This window comes from Pantoea sp. 9140, from assembly GCF_000745295.1.
GTDB lineage: Bacteria > Pseudomonadota > Gammaproteobacteria > Enterobacterales > Enterobacteriaceae > Pantoea > Pantoea vagans.
Genome location: NZ_JQNO01000001.1, coordinates 1,153,555 through 1,170,123 on the forward strand (window position 1 = coordinate 1,153,555; position 16,569 = coordinate 1,170,123).

At 53.8% G+C, this 16,569-nt stretch carries 18 protein-coding genes and 4 tRNA genes; 14 read left to right on the forward strand and 8 right to left on the reverse strand.

What is annotated here, in order from left to right; genetic code table 11:
* Positions 1 to 12: 12 nt before the first annotated feature.
* The 4 genes from rutD to rutA are packed head-to-tail and all read right to left on the reverse strand — an operon-like array spanning position 13 to position 3,042.
* Complete coding sequence (rutD, locus tag FA92_RS05390) at positions 13 to 822, reverse strand: pyrimidine utilization protein D (protein ID WP_033782558.1); 810 nt, start codon at positions 820 to 822, stop codon at positions 13 to 15.
* A complete protein-coding gene (rutC, locus tag FA92_RS05395; RefSeq protein WP_013357374.1) occupies positions 822 to 1,217 on the reverse strand; it encodes a pyrimidine utilization protein C in 396 nt (131 codons plus the stop codon). The genes rutD and rutC overlap by 1 nt, the downstream gene beginning before the upstream one ends.
* Positions 1,218 to 1,237: 20 nt before the next feature.
* Complete coding sequence (rutB, locus tag FA92_RS05400) at positions 1,238 to 1,951, reverse strand: pyrimidine utilization protein B (protein WP_033732201.1); 714 nt, start codon at positions 1,949 to 1,951, stop codon at positions 1,238 to 1,240.
* Positions 1,951 to 3,042 carry a pyrimidine utilization protein A gene (gene rutA, locus FA92_RS05405; RefSeq protein ID WP_033782560.1) on the reverse strand — a complete coding sequence of 364 codons (1,092 nt, stop codon included), beginning with the start codon at positions 3,040 to 3,042 and terminating at the stop codon, positions 1,951 to 1,953. The genes rutB and rutA overlap by 1 nt, the downstream gene beginning before the upstream one ends.
* Positions 3,043 to 3,348: 306 nt before the next feature.
* On the opposite strand from rutA, the gene rutR reads away from it, so the two are divergent.
* Positions 3,349 to 3,984, forward strand: a complete 636-nt coding sequence (gene rutR, locus FA92_RS05410; RefSeq protein ID WP_013357377.1) for an HTH-type transcriptional regulator RutR — start codon at positions 3,349 to 3,351, stop codon at positions 3,982 to 3,984.
* A 38-nt stretch (positions 3,985 to 4,022) separates the two neighbouring features.
* Positions 4,023 to 4,997 (forward strand): metal-dependent hydrolase, encoded by a 975-nt coding sequence (locus FA92_RS05415; protein ID WP_033782562.1) that lies wholly within the window; start codon positions 4,023 to 4,025, stop codon positions 4,995 to 4,997.
* Positions 4,998 to 5,043: 46 nt separating this feature from the next.
* Here the strand turns inward: FA92_RS05415 and cycA are convergent, their stop codons facing one another.
* Positions 5,044 to 6,438: a D-serine/D-alanine/glycine transporter gene (gene cycA / locus FA92_RS05420; protein WP_013357379.1), complete on the reverse strand. Its 1,395-nt coding sequence runs from the start codon at positions 6,436 to 6,438 to the stop codon at positions 5,044 to 5,046.
* A 286-nt stretch (positions 6,439 to 6,724) separates the two neighbouring features.
* Here cycA and FA92_RS05425 point away from each other — a divergent pair, with 286 nt between their 5' ends.
* From FA92_RS05425 to FA92_RS05435, 3 genes are all read left to right on the forward strand, one after another.
* Positions 6,725 to 7,420 (forward strand): extensin family protein, encoded by a 696-nt coding sequence (locus FA92_RS05425; protein WP_013357380.1) that lies wholly within the window; start codon positions 6,725 to 6,727, stop codon positions 7,418 to 7,420.
* Between the two features lie 1,185 nt (positions 7,421 to 8,605).
* Positions 8,606 to 9,328: a transcriptional regulator SdiA gene (sdiA, locus tag FA92_RS05430; RefSeq protein ID WP_033782564.1), complete on the forward strand. Its 723-nt coding sequence runs from the start codon at positions 8,606 to 8,608 to the stop codon at positions 9,326 to 9,328.
* A gap of 122 nt (positions 9,329 to 9,450) precedes the next feature.
* On the forward strand, positions 9,451 to 10,062 hold the full coding sequence (locus tag FA92_RS05435) for an acyl-homoserine-lactone synthase (RefSeq protein WP_033782566.1): 612 nt from the start codon (positions 9,451 to 9,453) through the stop codon (positions 10,060 to 10,062).
* Between the two features lie 33 nt (positions 10,063 to 10,095).
* Here the strand turns inward: FA92_RS05435 and FA92_RS05440 are convergent, their stop codons facing one another.
* Entirely contained in the window at positions 10,096 to 10,320 is a 225-nt protein-coding gene (locus FA92_RS05440) for a DUF2594 family protein (protein ID WP_003849983.1), read from the reverse strand.
* Between the two features lie 431 nt (positions 10,321 to 10,751).
* On the opposite strand from FA92_RS05440, the gene uvrY reads away from it, so the two are divergent.
* From uvrY to FA92_RS05470, 6 genes are all read left to right on the forward strand, one after another.
* Positions 10,752 to 11,411, forward strand: a complete 660-nt coding sequence (gene uvrY / locus FA92_RS05445; protein ID WP_013357383.1) for a UvrY/SirA/GacA family response regulator transcription factor — start codon at positions 10,752 to 10,754, stop codon at positions 11,409 to 11,411.
* Positions 11,404 to 13,236, forward strand: coding sequence for an excinuclease ABC subunit UvrC (uvrC, locus tag FA92_RS05450; protein WP_033782567.1), 1,833 nt, complete (start codon positions 11,404 to 11,406; stop codon positions 13,234 to 13,236). Before uvrY ends, uvrC begins: the two co-directional genes overlap by 8 nt.
* A 69-nt stretch (positions 13,237 to 13,305) precedes the next feature.
* Positions 13,306 to 13,854, forward strand: a complete 549-nt coding sequence (gene pgsA / locus FA92_RS05455) for a CDP-diacylglycerol--glycerol-3-phosphate 3-phosphatidyltransferase (RefSeq protein WP_013357385.1) — start codon at positions 13,306 to 13,308, stop codon at positions 13,852 to 13,854.
* Positions 13,855 to 14,005: 151 nt separating this feature from the next.
* A tRNA-Gly gene (locus tag FA92_RS05460) sits at positions 14,006 to 14,081 on the forward strand.
* A 40-nt stretch (positions 14,082 to 14,121) separates the two neighbouring features.
* Positions 14,122 to 14,195, forward strand: a tRNA-Cys gene (locus tag FA92_RS05465).
* A 10-nt stretch (positions 14,196 to 14,205) separates the two neighbouring features.
* Positions 14,206 to 14,292: transfer RNA gene (locus FA92_RS05470), tRNA-Leu, on the forward strand.
* A 131-nt stretch (positions 14,293 to 14,423) separates the two neighbouring features.
* Here the strand turns inward: FA92_RS05470 and FA92_RS05475 are convergent.
* Complete coding sequence (locus FA92_RS05475) at positions 14,424 to 14,681, reverse strand: hypothetical protein (protein WP_013357386.1); 258 nt, start codon at positions 14,679 to 14,681, stop codon at positions 14,424 to 14,426.
* Between the two features lie 217 nt (positions 14,682 to 14,898).
* On the opposite strand from FA92_RS05475, the gene FA92_RS23220 reads away from it, so the two are divergent.
* Positions 14,899 to 14,971 (forward strand) — tRNA-Lys (locus tag FA92_RS23220).
* A 164-nt stretch (positions 14,972 to 15,135) separates the two neighbouring features.
* A complete protein-coding gene (locus tag FA92_RS05480; RefSeq protein ID WP_033782568.1) occupies positions 15,136 to 15,981 on the forward strand; it encodes a substrate-binding domain-containing protein in 846 nt (281 codons plus the stop codon).
* A gap of 32 nt (positions 15,982 to 16,013) precedes the next feature.
* On the opposite strand, the gene FA92_RS23420 is transcribed toward FA92_RS05480, so the two are convergent.
* Entirely contained in the window at positions 16,014 to 16,175 is a 162-nt protein-coding gene (locus FA92_RS23420; RefSeq protein WP_197061484.1) for a hypothetical protein, read from the reverse strand.
* A gap of 193 nt (positions 16,176 to 16,368) precedes the next feature.
* Between FA92_RS23420 and FA92_RS05485 the strand changes: the two genes are divergently transcribed.
* Complete coding sequence (locus tag FA92_RS05485) at positions 16,369 to 16,569, forward strand: DUF6404 family protein (RefSeq protein WP_013357389.1); 201 nt, start codon at positions 16,369 to 16,371, stop codon at positions 16,567 to 16,569.

Sequence of the window (16,569 nt, forward strand, 5' to 3'; positions counted from 1 at the left end):
TCCACGAAAGGGTTATCCTGCGACGCGCTGCAGCGGCTGCACGTCATCCGTCTGATCCAGCCACTGCAGCAGCAGGGCATTAAATTTTTCGGGGTCGGTGACGCTCATGGCGTGGCCACCCCAGGCCATCATCTTTTCAGTGGCGTTCGGAAGCGCCCCGGCCAGCGCCACTGAGCAGCTCCATGGCACCAGCAGATCGTCCTGGCTGGCGATGACCAGCACCGGTTGTGGAATGGCGGCAGCCCGTGCGCTGAAGTCAGCGCTCATCAGGGCGTGCAGTCGTCGCATCAGGTTTTCCATCCCCTGAAAATGCGTCACATGATGGCTATCTTCCTGCTCCAGCCGTATCTGATGCTCTGCCATCCATTCAGCAGGATAGAGAAACAGCGGCTGAGCACGGACGAAGGCCTCGACGCCGACATTGAGCAGCAGATCCTGCCGGACCTGAAAGCAGCGACGGGTATGCTGATGCAGCGTCAGCCAGCCGTTGATCACCACGATCCGTTCGATCCGATCCGGATAATCCAGCGCCAGCTGCATCCCCATCAGACCGCCCAGCGCGTGACCGATCACGCTGAAGCGCAGGATGCCGTGTTGCGCCAGCGCGTCGGCCAGCTCTGCCGCCATCATCGCCATGCTATAGCCTTCCGGTAAGCTGTCCGCGCTGCGACCGGTGCCGCGCTGGTCATAGCGCACGACCCGATAGCGTGCCGTCAGCGTCGCCAGCTGTGGCTGCCAGAAACCCGCCACGCCGCCCAGACCGGAAGAGAGCACCAGCGTCGGTGCCTCAGGATTCTGAAGACCCAGAATATCGAGCTGCATCAGACCTCCGGCTTGCCGATATGCGCCACGCTGGCGATTTCAATCAGCGCGTCAGGCTTGACCAGGCCGCACTGAATGCAGAAACGGGCGGGCTTTTCACCGGGGAAGTATTCGGCGTAAACCTGATTCACCGCGGCGTAATTCGACCAGTCGGTGATAAAGATCGAGTTAAATGTCACATCGGCCATCGTGCCACCGGCGGTCTCAATCACCTTTTTAATCGTTTCCAGCACGTGACGGGTCTGCGCGGCGGCATCACCGACATGAACCACATTGTTGTCGCCATCAAACGGCAGCGTACCCGAGACATAGACCACACCATCCGACAGCGTGCCAGGGACAAACGGGGCGATGGGTGTGGTGGTGCCTGGCGGCACAATAATACTTTTCGGCATAGCGACGTCCTCTTCGTGGGTTAGCGGGCATTCAGGCTTTCGCAGAAGGTATCGACATCCGATACCCAGCCAAAAAAGGTTTCGATATTGAACAGCGCCGCCTGCTGAGCAAAGGGCGGGCCAGCCTGATAAGTGGCGTCTTCCAGCACCACGCCGAAGTACTCCAGAAAGAAGCCGTCACGCAGCGTCGATTCCACACAGACGTTGGTGGCGATGCCGGTGAAAATCAGATGACGGATCCCGCGACTGCGCAGCATGCTGTCGAGCGGGGTGTTATAGAAGCCGCTGTAACGCGATTTTGGCAGTACGATGTCACCGGCCTGTGGCACCAGCTCATCGACCAGCGCGTAATCCCAGCCGCCTTTCGACAGCAGCGAGCCCTGCAGTTCGGGCCGTTTACGCATGGTTTTCAGCGCATTCGATTTGTGGAAGTTGGGGGAACCGGCATCACCGGCTTCAACGTAGTCACTGTCCCAGCCATTCTGGAACCAGATGATCTGCACGCCGGCCGCACGCGCCGCCGTTACCGCCTGATGGATCTTTGCAATCACCGGTTTCGTCGCGGAAACATCGAAGCCCGCCAGGTCGAGGTAACCCCCTTCGGTGGCGTAGGCGTTCTGCATATCCACGACAATCAGCGCCGTCTGGCCTGGCGGAAAGGCGATCGGCTCAGGACGAGCAGGCAGTTCAACCTGTGGAACATCCGGCGTGTGGGCACAATAAACGGTATTCATCATGCCACCTCCTGCTGTGCGTCGAGCAGGGTGCTGCGACAGGCCATCAGCGGCTGAATGTGCTGACCGAAGTTCTCAATACCTTCCAGGAAATCATCAAAGGTCAGCAGCACGCCGTGCGTGCCTTCGACCTGCGCCACTTCATCCAGCATCCGCGCTACATTGGCGTACGAACCTACCAGGGTGCCCATATTGATATTGACGGCTGAGGTCGGATCCGCCATCTGACGCACATTGGTGTCGCTGCCTGATTTAGTGTCCTGCTGACTCTGGGTAGTGAGCCACGAGAGCGCCTCTTCATCCGCACCGGCTTTGTAGTGTTCCCACTTAGCCCGTGCCTCTTCATCTGTTTCGGCGGCAATGATCATAAACAGCACATAGGAGCCGACATCACGGCCCGCTTTTTCGGCGGCCTGCTTCATGCGAATTGAAGTCGAACTGAACGCAGCAGGCGTATTCACCCCTTTACCGAAGCAGAAGTTGTAATCGGCGTGCTGAGCGGAGAAGGCCATACCGGCATCGCTCTGTCCGGCGCAGATCACCTTCATCGGACGCTGCGGCTGTGGACTGACGCGGCAGTCATTCATCGTGAAGAACTCACCTTTGAAATCTGATTTTCCGGTGCCCCACAGGTCGCGCAGCACGGTAACGTACTCGGTCAGATAAGAATAACGGCTGCCGAAGTACTCATCGCCTGGCCACATTCCCATCTGCTCATATTCGGGTTTCTGCCAGCCGGTCACCAGATTAACGCCGAAACGACCGCCTGAAATGGAATCAATCGTGGATGCCATGCGCGCCACAATCGCCGGAGGGAGCGTCAGGGTGGCCGCGGTGGCGTAGATTTCGATGCGTGAGGTCACGGCCGCCAGGCCCGCCATCAGGGTGAATGACTCCAGGTTATGATCCCAGAACTCTGTTTTACCGCCGAAGCCGCGCAGTTTGATCATCGAGAGCGCAAAGTCGAAGTGGTAATGCTCTGCTTTCAGCACGATGGCTTTGTTCAGTTCAAAGGTCGGCATGTACTGCGGCGCATTGGATGAAATCAGCCAGCCATTGTTACCAATCGGAATAAAGACGCCTATCTTCATGTGAAACCTCGTTGCGATGGGGGAAATGTGTTTCACGCGCTGCACTGCATCCTGCTACGTCCGTATAAGCTGCGCTCAGTCACAAGTTTGCAAATGATGTGCCACATTTCTTATTGTTATAAATAACAAACAGTTAAAATTAACCCATAAGAGGTAAGTGGAGTAACTGGTCCATTTCGGACCATCTGGTCAAAATTCACTGCACATTTTGCATGCAGAATGAGCAAAAAAGGTGCAGGGCGCGGATTGGGCAGCGACTCATCCCTTTGCTATGATGCGCTGACACCAGAAGGATGAGGTAAACGTGTGAATAGCGATGAAAAAAAGCCAACGCGTCGTTCGCGTGCGGTGGCAGCGAAGCGGGCTGCCATACTGGAAGCGGCGTTAACCTTCTTCTCACAGTTTGGTATTCACGGCACCAGCCTTGATAAGGTGGCCGAGCTGGCCGATGTCTCTAAAACCAACCTGCTCTACTATTTTCCCTCTAAAGAAGTGCTCTACGTGGCGGTGCTGAAACAGATTCTGGATGTCTGGCTGGCACCATTGCGCGCGCTGGCGCACGATCAGGATCCGCTGGTGGCCATCCGGCGTTACATCCGGCTAAAGCTGGAAGTGTCACGCGATCATCCTCAGGCTTCCCGGCTGTTCTGCCTGGAGATGCTGCAGGGCGCACCCTTGCTGAAAGGAGAACTGGCGGGTGATCTCAAACAACTGGTGGATGACAAAGCGGCTATTATTGAACGCTGGATTGATGAAGGACGGCTGGCGGGCGTACAGCCACAGCACCTGATCTTTATGCTGTGGGCCACCACGCAGCATTACGCCGACTTTGCCACCCAGGTTGAGGCCGTGACTGGTCAGACGCTCAGCGATCCGGCGTTTTTCGATCAGACCGTCGAAAACGTCCAGCGCATGATCATTGAAGGGATTCGCGTACGCTAATTCAGGACACATTCACAATACGGTGACGGAGTGAATCAATGGATTCTGTTTCGCAGTTGGTGTTGGGTGCTTCGGTCAGTGTAGCGGTGATGGGACGTCGGGTGCCGATCTGGCAGGCTGCGCTGGTAGGTAGCGTCTGCGGTACCTTACCCGATCTGGATGTATTTATTGACCATGGTGATGCGATACGCAACATGACGCTGCATCGCACGGAAACACATGCGCTGCTCTGGCTTACGCTGATCTCACCTCTGATGGCGTGGGGGATTGCAGAACTCTTTCGTCAGCGGGTGAAGTGGGCGGTGTGGTGGCCCGCGATCTGGCTGGCGCTGATTACCCATCCGCTGCTTGATTTAATGACGGTGTACGGCACCCAGCTTGGTCTGCCAGTCACCGATTATCCCTATGCCATTGGCAGTATTTATATCGTCGATCCCCTCTATACGCTGCCGTTGCTGATAGGGCTGGGTGTCGCGTTGTGGCGTCGTGGTGACAAAGGCATGCGTGGGAACCGGATCGGCCTGGCACTGAGTACGCTTTATCTGGTCTGGAGTGTGGTGATTCAGGGCGTCGCAGGCTGGCAGATTCGTGATTCGCTGACGGCGCAGGGCCTTGCGGCCAATAAAGTTCTGGTGACGCCCACTGCCTTTAATACGCTGGTCTGGCGCAGTGTGATCATCACGCCGGATCGCTACGGCGAAGCCTACTGGTCGCTGTTGTCGCCCTCGCGTCCGCTGCATGTGGCGTGGTATCCGCGACATCCTGAACTGTTCGACGCCTTCCGGGGCAGCTGGTATGCAGAACGTGTCGCCTGGTTCAGCCACGGCTTCTACGCTTTGCGCGAGCAGGATGGGCAGACCACGATAGCCGACCTGCGCATGGGCGAAGGCGATAACTATACCTTCACTTTTGGCCTGGGCACGCCTCAGCAGCCCGATTCGCGGCCGCAGCGCTTACCTTATGAACGCCCCACGTTGTCCGCCATTTTCTCTGCGCTGGGTGAACGGCTGTAAAAAAAAGCCCGGTCAGGTGACCGGGCTTTTTACATGCCGTCAGCGATTAGCGGCTGCGGCGATGACGCAACGTCCAGCCCACACCCAACAGCGCAAACCAGAGTGGCGTGACCATCAGCGCCTGGCGTGTATCTTCCTGCAGCGTCAGCAGCACCAGCACAAACGCAAAGAATGCCATGCAGACCCAGCACATGAATTTGCCCAGTGGCATCTTAAAGGCCGATTTGGCATGGCGCTCAGGATGCTTTTTACGGTAAGCCAGATAGCTGCACAGAATGATGGTCCAGACGAACATAAACAGAATGGCTGAAACGGTAGTCACCAGCGTAAAGACCTTCATCACATCCGGGATCAGGTAGATCAACGCCACACCGAGCAGCAGACACAGGCAGGAGAAGAACAGGCCGGTAGTCGGGACCGCTCGGGCAGAGAGACGACCAAACGCACGGCTCGCGACGCCCTGCTGCGACAGGCCATAGAGCATACGGCTGGTGGAGAAGATGCCGCTGTTGGCTGAAGAGGCAGCAGAGGTCAGCACCACAAAGTTAACGATACTCGCCGCAGCAGGCAGGCCAATCAGCACGAACATCTCAACAAACGGGCTGCGGTCGGCCATGACCTGGGTCCACGGCGTCACCGCCATAATCACCATCAGCGCCAGCACATAAAACATAATGACGCGCAGCGGAATCGCGTTAATCGCGCGCGGTAAGACTTTATGTGGATCGTGGGTTTCAGCCGCTGCCGTTCCGACCAGTTCAATGCCGACAAAGGCAAACACCGCAATCTGGAATCCGGCAAAGAAGCCGCTGAGTCCTTTCGGGAACATTCCGCCGTGATCCCAGATGTTGCTCAGCGCCGCGGTGCCACCGCCGGGTGAAGGGTAGTGAATCGAGACCAGTACAATCCCGGTGACGATCAGCGCGACAATGGCGACGATTTTGATTATCGCGAACCAGAACTCCATCTCACCAAACAGCTTAACCGTGGCGATGTTCAGTGCCAGAAAAACCACCACGCAGAGCAGGGCGCTCATCCAGATCGAGAAGCCCGGAAACCAGAGCTGGAAATAGGCGCTGATGGCCACGACGTCAGCGATGCCGGTTACCACCCAGCAGAACCAGTAAGTCCAGCCCGTAAAATAGCCTGCCCACGGCCCAAGCAGATCCGCGGCAAAATCGCTGAAAGACTTGTACTCAAGGTTAGAGAGCAGCAACTCGCCCATGGCGCGCATCACGAAGAACAGCATAAAGCCGATGATCATATAGACGAAAATGATCGAGGGCCCGGCCAGACTGATGGTTTTACCGGAACCCATAAAGAGGCCGGTACCGATAGCACCCCCTATGGCGATCAGCTGAATATGGCGATTATGCAGGTTGCGCTGTAGCTTGTCGGGCGCGTCGTGGGCGCGTGCGGTTTCTTTAGATTGATCAACCATAGAATTGTCTTTCCTGTCTTGATGTTGTGTCAGCTCTGCTGGCTGTTAGTAAACGCGTCTGCCCAGAGGGCGAGTGGGCATAAGATAGAGGAAGAGGGCCGGAATCGGGTAACGCTTTTTTATCAATTGTGAAGCCTGACGCTCCGTAAGCCGTTATAACGGACGGTTTCGTTCAATCCTGCGTCAGTCTGGGTAATTATTCATCACGTTTTGTCAGGCAGACGGCATGAAGCGGAATGTGCTTCTACACTTTTTATTTATTAATCATTATGCTGCAAAGGGAATTATGCGTACGCTTATCCTGTTTCTGCTGTTAATTGCGCTGGGATGGGTCAGCTTACCCTGGCTTAAGCAGCATCTCCCGCCGCAGTTCAATCCCTTTACACCACTCTCCGTCACCGATCCCCCTGGCTGGATGACGCAGATAAAGATGAAAAGGCTGACCCAGGATCCCGACGCATGTCTGGCGGTGATGCGTCGTGCCCAACAGGCGGGCTGGGTGAGTTTCAGCGAGCGTCCGGCCGTCACAGGCAACTGTCCGATCGGCCATCCGCTGCGAATTCAGAAATTTGGCCCGGTCAGCCTCAGCAGCAGTTTTCTCGCCAGCTGTCCAATGGCGGTCGCCAGCACCATGTATGCCCTGCGCAGTCGGGACCAGATCGCCCGGGATATGCATAGTCCACTGGTACGAATTACTCATGTTGGCAGCTATGCCTGTCGTAATATTTATCACCGCGCAGAGGGGCGGCTCAGTGAGCATGCCACCGCCGATGCCTGGGATGTGACCGGCTTCCAGCTGGATGATGGCCAGCGGCTTGAGGTCAGTCGTCACTGGCAACAGCCAGAAGAGAAAGCGGCTATGCTGCACACGCTATGGCGGGGTGGCTGTGACGTATTCGGCAATGCGCTGGGGCCGGACTACAACGCCGCGCACGCCTCACATTTTCATCTGGGTATGCGTGGCGCCGGCTACTGCCGATAAATCATCAGGCAGGATCAATACCGTGTTTGATTAAGAATTAAACAGCCGGTAAGGGAAAAACCAATCCAGTTATCATTGCCAGCGCGGCCACACCTGACAATGAACCAGCAGCAAATCAGGAGGCTGATCAGGCAGCCTTTTTCAGGTCCATAAATTACAAAAGAAAAGTGCTCATCAATGCAGTCAGAATTAAAATTTCGTCGTCTCATCTGAACAGTGCCAGCAACGTCAGGATGAAATTAATTCACGATACTAAAAAGTGAATTAAGAGAAATTAATTGCATCCATAAAGCATGCAGCATCAAATAACAATCGGGAATTTACCCGTTGCAATTTTTTTCAGTGATTTAGTTGCGTGACTATCGGCAAAGTGATTTTCATGACTAAAATAGAGTCAGGGTTGAGCGTATTGCTGCCATAACGTACTGTCAGCATAAATAGTGATCTAAGCCACGTATTGCGTTCAGGCAGAAGATAAATAAAGCTGATTTTTTAATGCACCGCTTTTGGTTCAGATTATTCGCAGTCTAGAAAACTGCTTAAAGGCTGAGCGGGTCCACTCGTCCGCTAGTCGACGCAGTCGGGCAGGATTTTCGCAGAATATTGTTATTACACAGCCCTTCGTTACGCCTATCGGGCAGCAACGGCAAGAGGAGCAGAATCAGCATTGAGAGGTCGCAGGTACAGTCCGTGAACCCGTTAGCTTTTCCGGATTGGGAGGCGCGTGCTGCAGTGTAGGGGGACTCATCACAGGAATGCGGCATCGCCTGAAGAGCAGAGCTTATTTCCTGATAAAAAATATGTCAGCAGTTTTCCGCTGCCGCTTCGCTTATTGAGATGTAATTAACGCTTTGTTTACGCATTATTTACTCAATGCCTTGTAGACGATTTAATATTTCCAGCAGCTCTCCAGTTACTGAGATGAAATTCAATTCATCGGCAGGGATTGAATTTCTATCAGAAAAATCTTATTCTCCTGGGGTGATTGAAATTGCTGTGGCCGGCCTCACGTTACAGGGGCAGGGGCATTTTTTTACTCCGTCATAACGGTGAAGGACTTTATGCGCTGCAGAGGGTGAGGGATTCACCTCAACGATAAATTAATTTTCTGCTGTTAATTTAATTTATCCGATGAATCCGAATGAATAATACCGGAAGGGCGAGTGAAATTAACGCTGAGGTAATATGAGTACTGAAAACTATTTCGCCTGGCGAAGTGAGGTGAAAGAGAAATTTCAGGCATTAACGGCTTCTTTTGAGTTGAAGACGTTATTGCAACAGTTTACTGAATCACTGGGCTTCGATTATTTTGCCTTTTTGATTCAGCATCCGGTGCCATTTACCTGGCCGCGTATTCATTTACATAGCACTTATCCCAAATTATGGGTTAAACGTTATGAGAAGCAGAATTATTACGCTGTCGATCCGGTGCTTACATTGTGTCAGCGACCGGGAAGAGGGATGGCCTGGATTGAGGAACAGTTCACTGACGCCGGCAATCTTTGGCATGAGGCGAGAGAATATGGGCTGCAGAGCGGATTTTCTTGCTCCGCAATGGCACCAAATCGCGTCATTGGTATATTATCTATATCATCGCAACAGCCCATTTCTGTCCAGCTCCGCCATGCTGAGCTGGAGGTGAAACTACACCTTTTAGCGGAACTAAGCCTGGATACGCTGGAGCGCTTTAGCGATGATGCAATGATGGTACTAAAAAAAGCGTTTAGTCAGCGCGAGCTGGAAATTCTGAAATGGACAGCCGAAGGAAAAACGGCGGTCGAAATTTCACTTATTTTATCCATCTCTGAACATACCGTTAACTTTCACCAAAAAAATATGCAAAAGCGTTTCAATGTTTCCAATAAAACGCAGATTGCCTGCTACGCAGCGGCAATCGGACTGATTTGAACATAACACAACTGCTACATTTGGCAGTTCCTTTGTACAGGTCTGTTGTCTACCCTGCGCCGGGGCTTTGCCAGGCTGGCGCAAAGAAATCATTGCAAACATGGGGATGTCAGAGGCGCATGATGAAAATAGTGCAAACGCAATTAAAGGATATGCCATCCTCTTTGCTTGCCGAACTCGGCAGCTACCGTTATAGCGTTTTTGCGCGTGGCGAAGGGTGGTCAATCCCTCCGCGCCTGAGCACGCCAGGACAGGAGTATGATCGCTACGATCGATCAGATGTCACCTGGCTAATCGCATGGAATGCACGTGAGGGCATTAGTGGCTGCGCGCGTCTGATGCCTTGGTTCGAACCTGAGCAGAGTGAAGGCATTGTGTTGCCTTTCAGCCATGAGAAAGTGTGGGAGATGTCGCGCTTCTCGGCACGGCTGGAAGTCGACGCGGAACTGCCGCTGAACATTCTCTGGCACGCGGTACAGCTGGCAGAGCTGAACGGCATGGAATACATCATCAGTTCGGCAACGCCGATGCTGGAGAAGATGTTTGAAGAGCATGGCGTGGTGTATGAGCCGCTGACGCCGGGACTCATTCTGTCAGAAGATAATCTGTTTGCGATCCGTATTCCGGTCGTTCAGCCCGCTCTGGCAGAGAAATATCGGGGAACACGTCGTTTCAGCCCGGAAGAGGTGTTGCCAACGCTGGGCGTGTCGGTTAACTGGCAGGCGCACAGTTAGCGTATTTGCCCCCGCTGCTGGGGGCAAAAAAGCTTACTGACGGTAGGCTGTTTTGATCTGTTTGATGGTATTGCTGAACACTTCCGCCTGAGGCTTATCGCCCAGCGTCTGCACATAGCGTTCCATGTTAATAATCACTTTTCCGGCATCAGCCTGTCCCATACCTTTAAGAATCAGGGTGATCATCATCTTCAGGCCTGCGATTTCATCCGCTAATTTCCGGGCTTCTTGGGAAGTTGCAAAATCTTCATCGCTCATGCGTTTCTCCTTGGTGAATGACAACGTGTCGGCAATTTGTCCGAACAGCAGTGCGTGAGTATATCACAGGGGCAGTAAGTTGCTGAGACGGGCGCTTCGCTTCGCCTTCAAAGGCTGGTTTGTCCAGTACAACTAATCAATCTCTGAAAGTAATCACAGGCTTCATCAACTCAGCCGTGGCGAGGATGTACAGCACTAAACCTTAAAGTGAGACGGTGTTAATCCACTGAAAATAATAACATTTATTTATTTTTTCGCGATCCGATCTTTTATCATCACCGCCGGTTAATCTCTTCCGGACGGGCCTGACAGCAATCATGTAATGCTTACACTGTTTTGCTTTGTTGATGTGCTTTTGAGGTAAAAGCGGGTATGATTGATGCCTGAAATCGTGAATTACTTCTTCTTTTTTAGCCTCTGGAGTTTCCCCGTTGATCAGTGTGCTTCTTGTTGATGACCATGAACTTGTCCGCGCGGGTATCCGTCGCATCCTGGAGGATGTGAAAGGTCTGGCCGTGGTCGGAGAGGTCAACTGTGGCGAGGATGCAGCCAGATGGTGCCGTGCCAATCAGGTTGATGTGATCCTCATGGATATGAACATGCCGGGGATCGGCGGACTGGAGGCGACGCGCAAAATCGTGCGTTATAATCCTGATATCAAAATTATCATGCTGACCATTCACACGGAAAATCCGCTGCCTGCGAAGGTTATGCAGGCGGGTGCAGCAGGCTACCTCAGTAAAGGGGCGGCGCCACAGGAAGTGATTAATGCGATTCGCTCGGTAAATGCCGGTCAGCGCTACATCGCGTCAGACATTGCTCAACAGATGGCGCTGAGCCAGATTGAGCCGCAAAAAGCGGAATCGCCTTTCAGCTGTTTGTCGGAAAGGGAATTGCAGATTATGCTGATGATCACCCGGGGACAAAAGGTGACGGAAATTTCCGAGCAGTTAAATCTCAGTCCTAAAACCGTTAACAGTTACCGCTACCGGATGTTCAGTAAGCTGAATATCAGTGGCGACGTAGAGTTAACGCATCTGGCCATTCGACATGGCCTCTATAATGCGGAGCCGTTAATCAGTAGTGAATGACGTTTTTGATTCCAAAGCCTTTCTGAGTACGGTAACCAGCAAACCCGGTGTTTACCGCATGTATGACGCTTCAGGCACCGTCATCTATGTGGGCAAAGCCAAAGACCTGAAGAAGCGTCTCACCAGCTACTTCCGCACTCAGGTCGGCAGCCGCAAAACCGAAGCGCTGGTCAGCAATATCCAGCACATCGATGTCACCGTTACCCACACCGAAACCGAAGCGCTGCTGCTTGAGCATAACTACATTAAGCTCTATCAGCCGCGCTATAACGTACTGCTGCGCGACGATAAATCATATCCCTACATTTTTCTCAGCAGCGATACCCATCCGCGGCTGGCAATGCACCGTGGTGCAAAGCATGCCAAAGGCGAATACTTTGGCCCGTTCCCCAACGGCTATGCGGTGCGCGAGACGCTGGGCCTGCTGCAAAAAGTCTTTCCTGTCCGCCAGTGTGAAAACAGCGTCTACCGCAATCGCTCCCGGCCCTGTCTGCAATATCAGATCGGTCGCTGTCTTGGACCCTGTGTCGCGGGCCTGGTCAGTGAAGAGGAGTATGCGCAGCAGACGGATTACGTACGCCTGTTTTTAGCCGGTAAAGACGATCAGGTTCTCAATCAGCTGGTCAAACGTATGGAAGAGGCGAGCATTGGCCTGCGCTTCGAAGAAGCGGCACGACTGCGCGATCAGATTCAGGCTGTGCGCCGTATCACCGAAAAGCAGTTTGTCTCCAATCAGGGTGATGACCTGGATGTGATGGGTGTGGCATATGAAGCAGGCATGGCCTGTCTTCACGTGCTGTTTATCCGTCAGGGCAAAGTGTTGGGCAGCCGCAGCTATTTCCCGAAAGTGCCGGTGGATACCGACCTGGCCGAAGTGGTTCAGACCTTTGTCGGGCAGTTCTATCTGCAGGGCAGCGAGGCACGCACGCTGCCGGGTGATATTCTGCTGGACTTTACCCTGCCGGAGCGTGAGCTGCTGGCGGAGTCGCTCAGTGCACTGGCAGGACGCCGGGTGAATATCCAGAGCAAGCCGCGCGGCGATCGCGCCCGTTATCTTAAGCTGGCGCGCACTAACGCCGCGACGGCATTAACCACACGTCTGTCGCAGCACTCCACGATTCATCAGCGGCTGATGGCCCTGGCAGAGTTTCTTGAGCTCGACCGGATCACGCGCATGGAGTGTTTCGATATCAGCCACACCATGGGTGAGCAGACCATCGCCTCCTGTGTGGTGTTCGACCAGAATGGTCCGCTGCGTGCTGACTATCGTCGCTATAACATCACCGGCATTACGCCGGGCGATGATTATGCTGCCATGAATCAGGTGTTACGACGCCGGTATGGTAAAGCGATTGAAGAAGATAAAATCCCGGATGTGATTCTGATCGATGGCGGTAAAGGCCAGCTCTCTCAGGCGAAGCAGGTTTTCGCGGAGCTGGATGTGCCCTGGGACAAAAAACGGCCCATTTTACTCGGTGTCGCCAAAGGCAGCGACCGTAAAGCCGGATTGGAAACGCTGTTCTTTGAGGCGGAAGGTGAGGGTGTTTCGCTGCCACCGGATGCGCCAGCACTGCATGTAATTCAGCACATTCGTGATGACGCTCACAATCATGCCATTTCAGGTCATCGTAAAAAACGAGCCAAAGTAAAGAACACCAGCGCACTGGAAAGCATCGAAGGCGTAGGGCCGAAACGGCGTCAGCAACTGCTTAAGTACATGGGGGGCCTGCAGCCGCTGATGAATGCGTCAGTGGAGGAGATCGCCAATGTACCTGGCATCTCACGCGCGCTGGCAGAAAAAATATACTACTCGTTGAAACACTAGCATTGAAACAGGGGGGGCAATGTAGGAACATAGGCTAAATTTTACCTATATCCAGACAGTTACCGGCATATGCAATTAAACATCCCGACGTGTCTCACCCTGTTTCGAGTCGTGCTCATTCCGTTCTTTGTGCTGGCTTTCTATCTGCCGTTCACCTGGGCGCCGCTGGCTACCGCACTGATTTTCGTTTTTGCTGCCATCACCGACTGGTTTGATGGCTTTCTGGCGCGCCGCTGGAAGCAGACGACGCGCTTTGGTGCGTTTCTCGATCCGGTAGCGGATAAAGTGATGGTGGCGATTGCGCTGGTGCTGGTGGCGGAATATTTCCACGCCTGGTGGATTACGCTGCCTGCAGCCACTATGATTGCCCGCGAGATCATTATCTCTGCGCTGCGTGAATGGATGGCGGAGATTGGCAAACGCAGCAGCGTGTCGGTTTCCTGGATTGGTAAAGTGAAAACCACCGCTCAGATGTTCTCCCTGTTTGCCTTACTGTGGCGTCCTGATGCTACCGTTGTGGCGGTTGGCGTAGTCGCGTTATACATTGCTGCAGTGCTGACTTTCTGGTCTATGTTCCAGTATTTAAGCGCTGCGCGCGGCGATCTGCTCGAACCGTGATCGATACGATTTAAAAAGCAGCAAACGGACACGCTGTGAGGATAATTTTATTGACTCATTGCGTCATCTAAGTAGAATGCAACGCATCGAACGGCAGCCAGGCTGCCAGAAGATAAATAAAATCAGCAGGTTCGACGAAGTTGCTGAAATTGCGGGAATAGCTCAGTTGGTAGAGCACGACCTTGCCAAGGTCGGGGTCGCGAGTTCGAGTCTCGTTTCCCGCTCCAGATTCGCAGGTCAGGTTAGCCTGACGGCACATCAGTTTAAGGCGCGTTGGCAGAGTGGCTATGCAGCGGATTGCAAATCCGTGTACCTCGGTTCGACTCCGGGACGCGCCTCCAGTTACACCCTGCCCGGGTGGTGAAATCGGTAGACACAAGGGATTTAAAATCCCTCGGCTGTAAGGCTGTGCGGGTTCAAGTCCCGCCCCGGGCACCATATTTCTGCCGCAGAAAAAGAATAAAACAAAGTAATATGCAGTAATGTCGTAACCGCCCAAGGGCGGTTTTTTTGTGTCTGTTATCTGGCGCGACGGTGACGAAACATCCGACTGGTGGTATCAGCCGCCGTCAGCCGCGGGAGCTGAACACCAGCTCATCAGCTGTATCACTTACCAGCACCATTCTTTGCGCCTCTCCACTGGATGAAACAAAGGTCACTTCATGCCCGATGCTGATAGCATCGAATGCATCTGTTGGCTGCGACTGCTTCTGAATCTCCAGAACCATCCGCGAGGCAAAGGGTTTGTCATTGACCTTATCCAGACGATAGTTGGCGGTAAAACTCAGTTCGGGCTGATCAACCACGTAGAATTGTCCTGAAGGCATAGTCTTGACCTCTATATAAGTTTGGCCATACGTCCCGGGCGGGACAGGCTGCCTGAAATTTAAGGTTAGCGGAATAATCAATGTCTGCAGGTGCCCGCGCCTGGTTTATGGGTTTAAGCAGCGATTGCTGAATAAACACGCCGCTTGCGCTTGTCAGTTCTGAAAGGAGCACTAACCTTGTCTACAGTCTACACAGTGTGCTTTCCAGGCAAACTTTTCGGGCATGGTATAAAGGTATTACTGCAACTCTTAATGGGTTGACGATGCGGGTTCAATTCCTGCTGCCCGGTCCTTCTCTCGCCTCTTCTTAACGCCTGCTGCTCTGCCACCGCAAACTCAGTTACATCTGATTTCACTCATTTTTGCGGCCCACATCGAACTCTGTAACCTGTTGAAACACCCTGGCTTATCGTAAAGTGGAGGATTGTTTGCCGTCTCAGAGAAGCTAACGCCAATGAGTACACCGTCTATTCCTGACTTAACGGAACCGGCTTTACCCCCGATTATCGGCGTTGTCGCCAGCCAGCTGCGCAATCCCTCTCAACAGAAAATACTGGATGAGGTCACGCGCCAGCTCAATGCGCGCGGGGTTATCACGGTGCTGCTGAATGCCGAAACTGACGTGGCACTGACAGCTCTCATCCAGCAGGCGACGCCCCTTGCGCTGCGGGGTCTGCTGCTGTTGCCCGGAAACAAGGCCATCAGTGCCTGTAATCTGCCGGTGCTGGAGATTGACGCAGAGCCTGAATGGCAGGCGGATGCGCTGCGGGCGGGCGAAGTGACAGCAGCGTTACTGCTCGCACAGGGGCATCAGCGGTTTGGCTTTTTGCAGATCCAGCCCGGTGACGTGGCGCAGAAGCAGAGCTACTGCACCACATTACAGGCGGCAGGCATGACGCTGGATGCAGAACTCACTGCTGCCGCTGACGACCGTGACGGCGCTTATCAGGCGATGATGCAGTATCTGAAAAAGACCCGTGCCGCTGAGCGCATTCAGGCACTTTTCTGTGAAAGCGATCTGCTGGCGTTTGGTGCGATACAGGCAGTACGAGATTTTGGTCAGGGTATGCATCTGGCGGTGGCAGGGTTTGGTGACACTGAGGAAGCCCGCAGTCCGACCTGGCATCTTACCAGCTGGTCACCGGACGTCAGACAAATCATCGGCCGCGCATTAGATCGCTGGCTGGGTCAGCAGGCAGAAAACAGCGATGAAGAGGGGCAATTACAGCAGCGTCACTCTCATTCTGGCAAAGTCATTCCGGGTGAGATGTCAGCCTGCGGCTGCGCCTTTCGGCACTAGCCAGCCTGCGAGACAGGCTGGCCTGAAATACATTATCCCTGCGGTTGTCCTGCCGGACCGACACCACCCGGTGCGCCAACCGGCTGCTGTCCGCCTGGCGGTGGTGGGGCATCTCTGCCCGGCGGTGGCGGTGCACAGGCGGTGAGGCTAGCAAGAATAGCCAGCGTCGATAACAGATAAGCCGTACGTTTCATCGTAATTCCCTGATCAGGTAAGCGGAACGTAAAGTATAGAGAATCGACAAAAAATCGCGCAGTCAGCGTCGGGCGTCCGCTGCATAACGTAAATTAATGGCGATTATTTGAGACGCCTCTCAACTCCTGCAAGGCGGGAATGCGTTGCGGGCAGGAGCACGCTAAGGTAGCGCTTCATTTAAGAGGAGTTGTTATGAATGGCATGATGAAGTTCGTCCGCGGCTGGCTGGTATTCTCTGTTCTGTGGGGCGTATTCATGTGGTTTATGTCATGGCAGCAGCAGGGCAAGGAGCCTGGACTGGCGGTTCTGACAAGTCTCTACGCCGGTTTAATCTATCAGGCGCTGATTACGATGGTGGGCCGTTACCGGGCGCGCCGACAACAGGCTGAGTAA

What these genes read in the sequence shown, in the direction of transcription:
- rutD (WP_033782558.1), bottom strand. Translation starts at nt 822, where the DNA reads ATGCAGCTCGATATTCTGGGTCTTCAGAATCCTGAGGCACCGACGCTG.
- rutC (WP_013357374.1), bottom strand. Translation starts at nt 1,217, where the DNA reads ATGCCGAAAAGTATTATTGTGCCGCCAGGCACCACCACACCCATCGCC.
- rutB (WP_033732201.1), bottom strand. Translation starts at nt 1,951, where the DNA reads ATGAATACCGTTTATTGTGCCCACACGCCGGATGTTCCACAGGTTGAA.
- rutA (WP_033782560.1), bottom strand. Translation starts at nt 3,042, where the DNA reads ATGAAGATAGGCGTCTTTATTCCGATTGGTAACAATGGCTGGCTGATT.
- FA92_RS05415 (WP_033782562.1), top strand. Translation starts at nt 4,023, where the DNA reads ATGGATTCTGTTTCGCAGTTGGTGTTGGGTGCTTCGGTCAGTGTAGCG.
- cycA (WP_013357379.1), bottom strand. Translation starts at nt 6,438, where the DNA reads ATGGTTGATCAATCTAAAGAAACCGCACGCGCCCACGACGCGCCCGAC.
- FA92_RS05425 (WP_013357380.1), top strand. Translation starts at nt 6,725, where the DNA reads ATGCGTACGCTTATCCTGTTTCTGCTGTTAATTGCGCTGGGATGGGTC.
- sdiA (WP_033782564.1), top strand. Translation starts at nt 8,606, where the DNA reads ATGAGTACTGAAAACTATTTCGCCTGGCGAAGTGAGGTGAAAGAGAAA.
- FA92_RS05435 (WP_033782566.1), top strand. Translation starts at nt 9,451, where the DNA reads ATGAAAATAGTGCAAACGCAATTAAAGGATATGCCATCCTCTTTGCTT.
- FA92_RS05440 (WP_003849983.1), bottom strand. Translation starts at nt 10,320, where the DNA reads ATGAGCGATGAAGATTTTGCAACTTCCCAAGAAGCCCGGAAATTAGCG.
- pgsA (WP_013357385.1), top strand. Translation starts at nt 13,306, where the DNA reads ATGCAATTAAACATCCCGACGTGTCTCACCCTGTTTCGAGTCGTGCTC.
- FA92_RS05475 (WP_013357386.1), bottom strand. Translation starts at nt 14,681, where the DNA reads ATGCCTTCAGGACAATTCTACGTGGTTGATCAGCCCGAACTGAGTTTT.
- FA92_RS05480 (WP_033782568.1), top strand. Translation starts at nt 15,136, where the DNA reads ATGAGTACACCGTCTATTCCTGACTTAACGGAACCGGCTTTACCCCCG.
- FA92_RS23420 (WP_197061484.1), bottom strand. Translation starts at nt 16,175, where the DNA reads ATGAAACGTACGGCTTATCTGTTATCGACGCTGGCTATTCTTGCTAGC.
- FA92_RS05485 (WP_013357389.1), top strand. Translation starts at nt 16,369, where the DNA reads ATGAATGGCATGATGAAGTTCGTCCGCGGCTGGCTGGTATTCTCTGTT.